General features: G+C 71.3%; 11 protein-coding genes. 5 read left to right on the top strand and 6 right to left on the bottom strand.

Features of this window, described 5'->3' with window-relative positions; genetic code table 11:
• Positions 1-122: 122 nt before the first annotated feature.
• Positions 123-308, bottom strand: coding sequence for a tautomerase family protein (locus FDA94_RS38620; protein ID WP_030450844.1), 186 nt, complete (start codon positions 306-308; stop codon positions 123-125).
• Between the two features lie 46 nt (positions 309-354).
• Between FDA94_RS38620 and FDA94_RS38615 the strand changes: the two genes are divergently transcribed.
• Positions 355-1308 (top strand): sugar kinase, encoded by a 954-nt coding sequence (locus FDA94_RS38615; protein WP_212735708.1) that lies wholly within the window; start codon positions 355-357, stop codon positions 1306-1308.
• Here FDA94_RS38615 and FDA94_RS38610 read toward each other — a convergent pair.
• From FDA94_RS38610 to FDA94_RS38590, 5 genes are read right to left on the bottom strand one after another with little or no spacing between them, the layout of a single operon-like run.
• The gene (locus FDA94_RS38610) at positions 1295-2059 is read right to left on the bottom strand and encodes an IclR family transcriptional regulator (RefSeq protein ID WP_137251972.1); all 765 of its coding nucleotides are present in this window, start codon (positions 2057-2059) and stop codon (positions 1295-1297) included. The two genes, FDA94_RS38615 and FDA94_RS38610, sit on opposite strands and share 14 nt — an antisense overlap.
• A 12-nt stretch (positions 2060-2071) precedes the next feature.
• Complete coding sequence (locus FDA94_RS38605) at positions 2072-2824, bottom strand: SDR family oxidoreductase (protein ID WP_137251971.1); 753 nt, start codon at positions 2822-2824, stop codon at positions 2072-2074.
• Entirely contained in the window at positions 2821-3627 is an 807-nt protein-coding gene (kduI, locus tag FDA94_RS38600; RefSeq protein WP_137251970.1) for a 5-dehydro-4-deoxy-D-glucuronate isomerase, read from the bottom strand. The genes FDA94_RS38605 and kduI overlap by 4 nt, the downstream gene beginning before the upstream one ends.
• Positions 3628-3630: 3 nt before the next feature.
• Positions 3631-4584 carry an aldose epimerase family protein gene (locus tag FDA94_RS38595; RefSeq protein WP_137251969.1) on the bottom strand — a complete coding sequence of 318 codons (954 nt, stop codon included), beginning with the start codon at positions 4582-4584 and terminating at the stop codon, positions 3631-3633.
• Positions 4562-5557 (bottom strand): LacI family DNA-binding transcriptional regulator, encoded by a 996-nt coding sequence (locus FDA94_RS38590; protein WP_137251968.1) that lies wholly within the window; start codon positions 5555-5557, stop codon positions 4562-4564. The genes FDA94_RS38595 and FDA94_RS38590 overlap by 23 nt, the downstream gene beginning before the upstream one ends.
• A gap of 173 nt (positions 5558-5730) precedes the next feature.
• Between FDA94_RS38590 and FDA94_RS38585 the strand changes: the two genes are divergently transcribed.
• The 4 genes from FDA94_RS38585 to FDA94_RS38570 form a co-directional block, all read left to right on the top strand.
• Positions 5731-6612, top strand: coding sequence for a carbohydrate ABC transporter permease (locus FDA94_RS38585; protein WP_137251967.1), 882 nt, complete (start codon positions 5731-5733; stop codon positions 6610-6612).
• Positions 6609-7478 carry a carbohydrate ABC transporter permease gene (locus FDA94_RS38580; RefSeq protein ID WP_137251966.1) on the top strand — a complete coding sequence of 290 codons (870 nt, stop codon included), beginning with the start codon at positions 6609-6611 and terminating at the stop codon, positions 7476-7478. The genes FDA94_RS38585 and FDA94_RS38580 overlap by 4 nt, the downstream gene beginning before the upstream one ends.
• Positions 7478-8362, top strand: a complete 885-nt coding sequence (locus FDA94_RS38575; RefSeq protein WP_137251965.1) for an NAD-dependent epimerase/dehydratase family protein — start codon at positions 7478-7480, stop codon at positions 8360-8362. Before FDA94_RS38580 ends, FDA94_RS38575 begins: the two co-directional genes overlap by 1 nt.
• A gap of 1 nt (position 8363) precedes the next feature.
• On the top strand, positions 8364-8622 hold a 259-nt coding region (locus FDA94_RS38570), incomplete at its 3' end, for a dihydrodipicolinate synthase family protein (RefSeq protein WP_170991322.1).

Genomic DNA, 8622 nt, shown 5'->3' with positions numbered 1-8622 from the left:
ATCAACCGGCTCAAACGCCACCGCGCCATTGCCACTCGCTACGACAAACTCGCCGTCCGCTATGAGGCCACCATCCAGATCGCCGCTCTCAACGACTGGCTGACCCGACTTCGAAACAGGCCCTAGCGGTCGGACTCCAGGACGCCGCCGTTGGCGACGTCGGACTTCTCGATCTCCCAGTACACGATGCGCACCGCCTCGGGGCGGGCCTTCAGAATGTCGACGGCGGCCTCGGTGACGGCGGCGACGAAGTCCCTGCGCTGGTCCATGGTCCGGCCGGACAGCAGTTCCACGGTGATGTTGGGCATGACGTCCTCCCTAGGCGTTGCGTAAAATAAGACCATATTCCACTACATGGAACAACAGAAGAAGGTGCGCATGGATGTGGTCGTGGCAGGCGAACCGCTGGTCGAATTCTCCGCCGACCGCCCGCTGACCGAGGCCGAGACCTTCCGCCTGTCCTTCTCCGGCGACGCGCTCAACGTGGCCGTCGCCGCGGCCGCCGCCGGGGCCCGCACCGCCCTCGTGGCCCGGCTGGGCGCCGACGAGTTCGGCGAACGGCTGATCCGGTTCGCGGCCGGCCACGGCGTCGACACCCGCTGGCTGACCCAGGGCCCCGGCCCGACGGGCGCCTACGTGGTGGGCGCCGACCCGTCGGGCGAACGCGCCTTCGCCTACCTCCGGCAGGGGTCGGCGGCCTCCCGCCTGACCCCTGCCGACCTGATGGACTCCCCCGCCGCCCTGGCCCGCGTGCTGGTGCTGAGCGGCATCACCGCCGCGCTGTCGGCGACCTGCGACCAGGCGGTCAGATCGGCCTCCGAGAACGCGACCGGCCAGGTCGTCTACGACGCGAACTTCCGGGCCCGCCTGACCGCCCCGGAAGCCGCCGCCGCGACCCTGCGCGCCGTCGCCCCGCACACGTCGATCGTGAAACTTTCAGCTCCGGCCGACAGCCTTGCCCTCGTGGGCACCGCCGATCCGGTCGAGACGGCGCACCGCGTGCGCGATCTGGGGGCCCCGGCGGTGGCCGTGACGATGGGCGCCGACGGGGTGCTGCTGGCCGAGGGCGACCGGCTGCACGAGATCCCGGCGGTGCCCGCGCACCTGGTCGTCGACCAGACGGGCGCGGGCGACAACTTCACCGGCGCGATGGCGGCCTGGCTGGCCCGGGGCGCCTCCCTGCCGGAGGCTGTGCGGGCCGGCGCCGCGGCCGCGTCCCTTTCGCTGGCGGGTCGCGGCGGAACGGGCCGGGTCGCGGCGGCGGCGGAGATCGAGGACCTGCTGGGAGACCCGGTCAGCGGCGGGTGAGGGTGGTCGGGGCGCCCAGGGCCAGGGACACCTCGCGGGCCGCCGACACGACCTCCGGGGCCAGTTCCTGCAGCGCCTCGGGCTCCAGGTCCATCGCCAGGGTGGAGATGGAGATGCCGCCGAGCACCTGCCCGGTGTGGTCGAAGACGGCCGCGCCGACGCAGCGGATGCCCGGCACGTTCTCCTCGTCGTCGACGGCGTAGCCCGCCGCGCGCACGCCGACCAGGTGCGCGAGCAGCTCCTTCTCGCCCGTGACGGTGTTGGGGGTCAGCTTGGCGGGCTGGGTGCGGGCGACGATGGCGCGCACCTCGTCGTCGTCGAGCTGGGCCAGCACCGCCTTGCCGATGGCCGTCGAGTAGAGGCGCAGGCTCATGCCCACGCGCGAGGGCATCTGGTAGGGGCGGCGGCCCTCCAGTTTCTCGACGTAGACGGCCTCGTCGCCGCTGCGGATGGCGAAGTGGGTGGTGAAGCCGGTGCGCTCGTGGAGGGCGCGCAGGGCCACGGCGGCCTGGCGGGCCGGGTCGAAGCGGCTCATCACGCGCCCGGCCAGGGTGAGGATGCGGGGGCCCGGTTCGTAGCCGCCGTTGCCGTCGGTGCGGGCGAAGCCCCACTCCACCAAGGACTGGAGGATGCGGTGCACCGTCGACTTCGAGACGCCCGTGGCGGCCGCGATGTCGGTGATCCGGTGATGTTCGGCGATCGCTTCGAGCACCGCGAGCGCCTTGTCGATGGAACTGCCTTCCCTGACCACGCCCCGAGCCTACTAGCGGGCCAGCCAGCCGCCGTCCACGGCCAGAACATGACCGTTGACGTAATTCGACGCCGGGCCCGCCAGGAACACGGCGGCCCCGGCGACGTCCTCCGGGGTCCCCCAGCGCCCGGCCGGGATGCGCGCCCTGATCGCGGCCTCACGCGCCGGGTCGGCCCGGAGGGCGGCGGTGTTGGCGGTGTCGACGTACCCGGGGGCGACGGCGTTGACCTGGACGCCGGCCGCCGCCCATTCGCACGCCAGCGCCTTGGTGAGCCCGGCGACGCCGTGCTTGGCGGCGGCGTAGCCCGGGACGGTGACGCCGCCCTGGAACGACAGCATCGACGCCAGCATGACGATCTTGCCGCTGCCCCGGGCCAGCATCGGCCCCCCGAACGCCTGGCACAGCAGGAAGACGGCGTCGAGGTTGACGCCGAGCACCTCCCGCCAGTCCTGGTACGCGTGCCCGGCGGCGGGCGCCCGCCGGATGACGCCGGCGTTGTTGACCAGGACGTCCACCCTCGTGGAGGCGAGCAGCTCGGCGGCGGCCGCCGGGATCGCCTCCGGCGCGGACAGGTCGAGCACCCACCGCCGGGCCTTGCGGCCGAGCGCGGTCACCTCGGCCTCCACCTCGTCGAGGTCGTCGTGGCGGCCGTGCAGGACGAGGTCGGCCCCGGCCCGCGCCAGCCCCACGGCGACGGCCCTGCCGATGCCGGTCCGGGCGCCCGTGACCAGCGCGGTCGTGCCGTCGAGCGAGAACGGGTTCACCGAAGTTCGCCGATCGCGACCGGCGTCATGTCCTGGTAGTCCTGGTTCTCCCCGCCCATGGCCCAGACGAAGGCGTAGCTGCGGGTGCCGAAGCCGCAGTGGACCGACCACGGCGGCGAGACGACCGCCTCCCGGTCGGCCAGCACCAGGTTGCGCGTCTGCGCCGGTTCGCCCATCAGGTGGATGACGCGGTCGTCGGGGCCGAGGTCGAAGTAGAGGTAGGCCTCGGTGCGGCGGTGGTGGGTGTGGCAGGGCATGGTGTTCCACATGCTGCCGGGGGCCAGCACCGTCACCCCGAGCACGAGCTGGCAGCTCCGGATCCCGCCCGCGTGGATGTGCTTGTGGATCACCCGCTCGTTGGCGCCCTCCCGGCCGCCGAGGGCGACCTGTTCGGGGTCCGTCGAGAGGGCGGTCGGGTGGCTCGTGTGAGCGGTGGTGGAGACCAGGTAGAAGGCGCCGCCCTCGAAGGTCACGTGGCGAGCGCCGCGGCCGACATAAAAAACGTCGCGGGCGCCCAGCTCGAAGACCGAACCGTCGACCGTCACCGTGCCGGGCGGGCCGATGTTGACCACGCCCAGCTCACGGCGTTCGAGGAAGGTCGCGGAACCCAGCTCCGGCGGGTTCGGCAACGTCAGGGGACCGGCGGCCGGGAGCGCGCCGCCGAGCACGAGCCGGTCTTCGTGGGAGTAGAGCAGCCGCACCTCGCCCGGCCGGAACAGGCCGTCGGCCAGGAACCGCGCCCGGAGCTGCTCGGTCGTCATGCCGGGGATCTGGTCGGGTGCGGTGGCGTGCCGGACGTCCATCTCTCAGCCTTCCGGTACGACGGAGGGGAAGCGGTACTCCGTCCACGACCGGAACTCCTCGCCCGGCCGGAGCACGACCGAGGGGAAGCCCGGCCGGTTCGGCGAATCGGGGAAGTGCTGGGTCTCCAGGCAGAGCCCGGCGTGGGGGCCATAGGGGGTGAGCTCGGGCGAGAGCATGCCGCCGGCGTAGAACTGCACGCCGGGCTGGTCGGTGGCCACCTCCATCACCCGCATCCCGCACTCGACCCGTACCAGCCCGCCGGGGTTGAGCACGTAGTTGTGGTCGTACGCCCCCTCCATCCGGGCGCCGACCGCGACGGGCGCGCGGAAGTCGAACGGGGTGCCCTCGACCGGGGCGAGCTCCCCCGTGGGGATCTTGTGCTCGTCGACCGGGGTGTAGGCGTCGGCGTCGATCGTCACCACGTGGCCGAGCACGTCGCCGCCCCCGGCCAGGTTGAAGTAGCTGTGGTTGGTCAGGTTGAGCACGGTCGGCGCGTCGGTGGTGGCGGCGTAGTCGATGCGCAGGGCGCGGTCGGCGAGGGTGTAGGTGACCGACACGGACAGGGTGCCGGGGTAGCCCTCCTCGCCGTCGGGGCTCACGTGCCGCAGCACGATCGAGTCGGACGCCGCCGAGGCCGACCACACCCGTTTGTCGAACCCGCGCACGCCCCCGTGCAGGGCGGCCGTGCCGTTGTTGCGGGCCAGCCGGTAGGTGGCGCCGTCGAGGTCGAAGCGGCCATTGGCGATGCGGTTGCCGTACCGGCCGACGACCGCGCCGAAGTAGCGGCTGCGGGTCAGGTAGTCGTCGAGGGTGTCGCAGCCGAGGACGACGTCGACGCCGTCGACCTCCAGCGACTGGATCACGCAGCCGTAGGTGAGGACCGCGGCGGTCAGGCCGCCGCCGGTCAGGACATGCCGTTCGACCTTCTCGCCCTCAGGGGTCTGTCCGAAGTTCACGCCTCACCGGTCCCGTCGAGTCACGGATGATCAGGTTGGTGGCCAGGGTGGCGAGCGCCGGAGTGGCCGTCTCCCCCGCGCCGACGAGCTGGAGCAGCAGGTCGACGGCGGTACGCCCGGCGGCCTCGGCGGGCATGGCGACGGTGGTCAGCTTGGGCCGGCTGACGCGCCCGGCCACGATGTCGTCTATGCCGACCACGCTGACCCGGCCGGGCACCTCGACGCCGAGCGCGGTCAGCCCCTCGACCAGGCCGATCGCCATCAGGTCGTTGTAGGCCAGCACCCCGGTCACGTCGGCCGACGCGACGGCCTCCGCCAAAGCCAGGCCGCCGTGCTCGGTCGGGGAGTTGGGGCCGAAGACGGTCAGGTCGATGCCGGGCACCGCGTGGGCCGCGTCGGTGATCTCCCTGGACGTCCACGACCCGGCCGGGCCCGCCAGCAGGGCGATCCGGCGGTGGCCGAGCGACACCAGGTGGCCGATGGCCTCGCGGGCGCCGCTGCCGACGTCCATCAGGACGTTGGACATGCCCTTCATCCGCCGGTTGACCACGACGAACGGGACGTCCTCGCGCAGCTTCTCGATCACCCGGTTGGACAGTCGCGGGGAGCACAGCAGGACGCCGTCGACCTGTTTGGCCAGCGTCTGGATGAGCTCCTCCTCGACCTGCGGATCCTCGTCGGTGTCGGCGACGAACACGTGGTAGTCGCGGGTCCGGGCGTGGGCCTGGGCGCCCTTGATCAGGTGGGAGAAGAACGGGTTGGCGATGTCGGCCACGATGAGCCCGAGGTTGTGGGTGCGCCCGGTGGTCAGGGCGCGGGCGGCCCGGTTGGGCCGGTAGCCGAGATCCTCCGCCGCCGCCAGAACCCTGTTCCTGGTCTCGGTGTTGACCAGGTGCGGCGCCGAGAACGTGCGCGAGACGGTCGACACATGTACCCCGGACGCCTGCGCCACGTCGCGGATCGTCGCTGCCACGAAGCTCCTCTCCTTCTTGCCTGTCACGAATTAATGCAAACGGTTGCACGAGTGTCAAGGCGGAAAACCCTTCTGGAAATTGACCCCTTGACGTTTCTGGCGAGTGAAGGGAATGTTTCGTGCAACCGGTTGCAGTCTCGCTCCCCGACCCCTCTTCAAAGGAGCCAACGGCCATGCGTGTCGCACGGTCGCCGCGCACCCCCTATGTCCTGATCGCCCCGGCGGTGGTCGCGATGCTCGGGTTCCTCGTCTACCCGATGGGCAGCGTGATCTATTACAGCCTGCAGCACTACGACGTCACCCAGCCCTGGGACAACGGGTTCGCCGGCCTGGAGAACTTCCGCGTCCTGCTGTTCGAGGATCCGCTGTTCTGGCAGAGCCTCGGGTTCAGCGTGAAGTGGGTGGTCGTCGAGGTCGTGCTGCAACTGCTCTTCGGGCTGGCGCTGGCCCTGATCGTCAATGAGACGTTCATCGGCAGAGCGGTCTCCCGGGCTCTGGTGTTCTCGCCCTGGGCGGTGTCGGGAGTGCTCACGACCGGCATCTGGATCCTGCTCTACAACCCCTCGACCGGCTTCTTCCGCTACCTCGCCGACATCGGCATCGGCAGCTACGACACCGCGCCGCTCGCCGACCCGTCGACCGTGTTCGCGGCCGCGGTGGTCGCGGAGCTGTGGCGCGGGGTGCCGTTCTTCGCGATCCTGCTGCTGGCCGACCTGCAAACGGTCTCAGGCGAGCTGTACGAGGCCGCGTCGGTCGACGGCGCGAGCCGGATCAGGCGGTTCATCCACATCACGCTGCCGCACCTCAAGGACGCGATCATCCTGTCCACCCTGCTCCGCGCGGTGTGGGAGTTCAACAACGTCGACCTGCTCTACACGCTGACCGGCGGCGGCCCCGCCCACCAGACGACGACCCTGCCGCTCTACGTGGCCGCCAAGGCGGTGCAGTCGCACGACTTCGGCTACGGCTCGGCGCTGACCACGGCCGCGTTCCTGGTGCTGACCTTCTTCTCGATCGCCTATCTGAGGCTGAGCAAGTTCGGAGCCCGCTCGTGACCACGACCTTGATCCGGCCGGTGTCGAAGGCGGCGCCGCCGATCACCCGAAAACCGGCGAACCGGGTGAGCCGCTGGCAGATCTACCTGCCGCTGGGCCTCTACCTGCTGTTCACGCTGGTCCCCTTCTACTGGATGGTGGTCTTCGCGTTCCGGCCGCGCGGCTCGAACTCGCTGCTGCCGTGGCCGGTCACGCTCGAGAACTTCGAGCACGTGTGGACCGGCATGGGGTTCTCGGTCTTCTTCCAGAACTCACTGCTGGTCGGCGTGGCCTCGCTCGTCTCGACCACGGTCATCGCCCTGGCCGGGGGCTACGCGCTGGCCCGCTACGACTTCCGGGGCCGGCAGGCGTTCCTGATCGGCATGCTGTGCACCCAGTTCATCCCGGGCGCGATGATGCTGATCCCGCTGTTCGAGATCTTCCGGACGCTCGGCCTGGTCAACTCGCTGTGGGCGCTGGTGATCGCCGAGACCGTCTTCCAGCTGCCGCTGTCGCTCATCCTGATCAGCGGATTCGTCAAGAACATCCCGATCGAGCTGGAACAGGCGGCCTGGGTCGACGGCTGCTCGCGGCTGCGCGGCTTCTTCGCGGTCGTGCTGCCGATGCTGCGGCCCGCGCTCGTCGCGGTCGGGTCGTTCGCGTTCATCCACTCCTGGAACAACTTCCTCTTCGCGCTGATGTTCGTGAACGAGCAGGACAAGTTCACCCTGCCGGTCGGGCTGGCGTTCACGATCGGCGAGTTCAGCGCCGACTTCGGGGCGCTGGCCGCCGGCGGCGTGGTCGCGGCGGTGCCGGTCGTGCTCGTCTTCGCGGTCATCCAGCGCTATCTCGTGCAGGGCCTGTCGGCGGGGGCGGTGAAGGGCTGATGAGAGTACTGGTCACGGGCAGCGCCGGGCGGTTCGGGCGCAGCGTGGTGGTGGCGCTGGCCGACGCGGGCCACGAGGTGGTCGGCATCGACACGGTCGCGGGGACTCCCCCGCCGGCCCTGTGGCTGCCTGCCGACCTCACCGATCCGGGTGAGGCGTTCGGGGTGATGAGCCGGTTCCGGCCCGACGCCGTCGTCCACCTCGCCGCCGTCGCGACGCCGTTCTCGCGTACGGACGGGCTGACCTTCCGGGTCAACACGCAACTGGCCTTCAACGTGTGCGAGGCGGCGACGGCGCTCGGGGTCGGGCGGGTGGTCGTGGCGTCCAGCCCGACCGTCATCGGCTACGGCGCGCCCCAGGGCTGGACGCCCTCCTACCTGCCGATCGACGAAGACCACCCGACGCGGCCATGGAACGCCTACGCGGTGTCGAAGCTGGTGGCCGAGCAGGTCATGGCCTCGTTCGCGCGGTCGGCCACCGGCACCCGCTTCGCGGCGGTCCGCCCCTGCTTCGTGGTCGCGCCCGAGGAGTGGGAGGGCGCGCCGACCCAGTCGGGGCACACGATCCGGGAGCGGCTCGACCGGCCCGACGTCGCCGGGGTGTCGCTGTTCAACTACGTCGACGCGCGCGACGCCTCCGACCTGGTGCTGACCCTCGTCGACCGGATGGACGAGGTGCCCAGCGGCGAGGTGTTCTTCGCCGGGGCGCCCGACGCGCTGGCCAGGGAGCCGCTGGCCGACCTGCTCCCCCAGGTGATCCCGTCGACGGCCGGCCACGCCGCCGCGCTGACGGGCACCTCCCCCGCGTTCTCCGCGGCCAAGGCCGGGCGGCTGCTCGGCTGGCAGGCCAAGCGGAGCTGGCGTACCGAGATGGGAGACATCTGAAATGAACCTCAGCGGGGTTCTGTTCTTCCCCGTCACCCCCTTCGACGCCGATGGCCGGGTGGCGGAGGACGTGCTGGCCGAGCACCTGCGCCGCGGCCTGGACCACGGGCCGGGCGCGGTGTTCGCGGCGTGCGGCACCGGCGAGTTCACCTCCCTGTCCGAGGAGGAGCACGCGCGGGTCGTCGCGGTCGCCGCCGGGCAGACGGCCGGCCGGGTGCCGCTCTTCGCCGGGGCCGGCGGGCCGCTCGGGTCGGCGCTCC

This window comes from Herbidospora galbida (genome assembly GCF_005233835.1).
GTDB classification, from domain to species: Bacteria; Actinomycetota; Actinomycetes; order Streptosporangiales; family Streptosporangiaceae; genus Herbidospora; species Herbidospora galbida.
The sequence above is the reverse complement of the archived record's forward strand: the minus strand, read 5'-3'. Positions and strand labels throughout refer to the sequence as shown.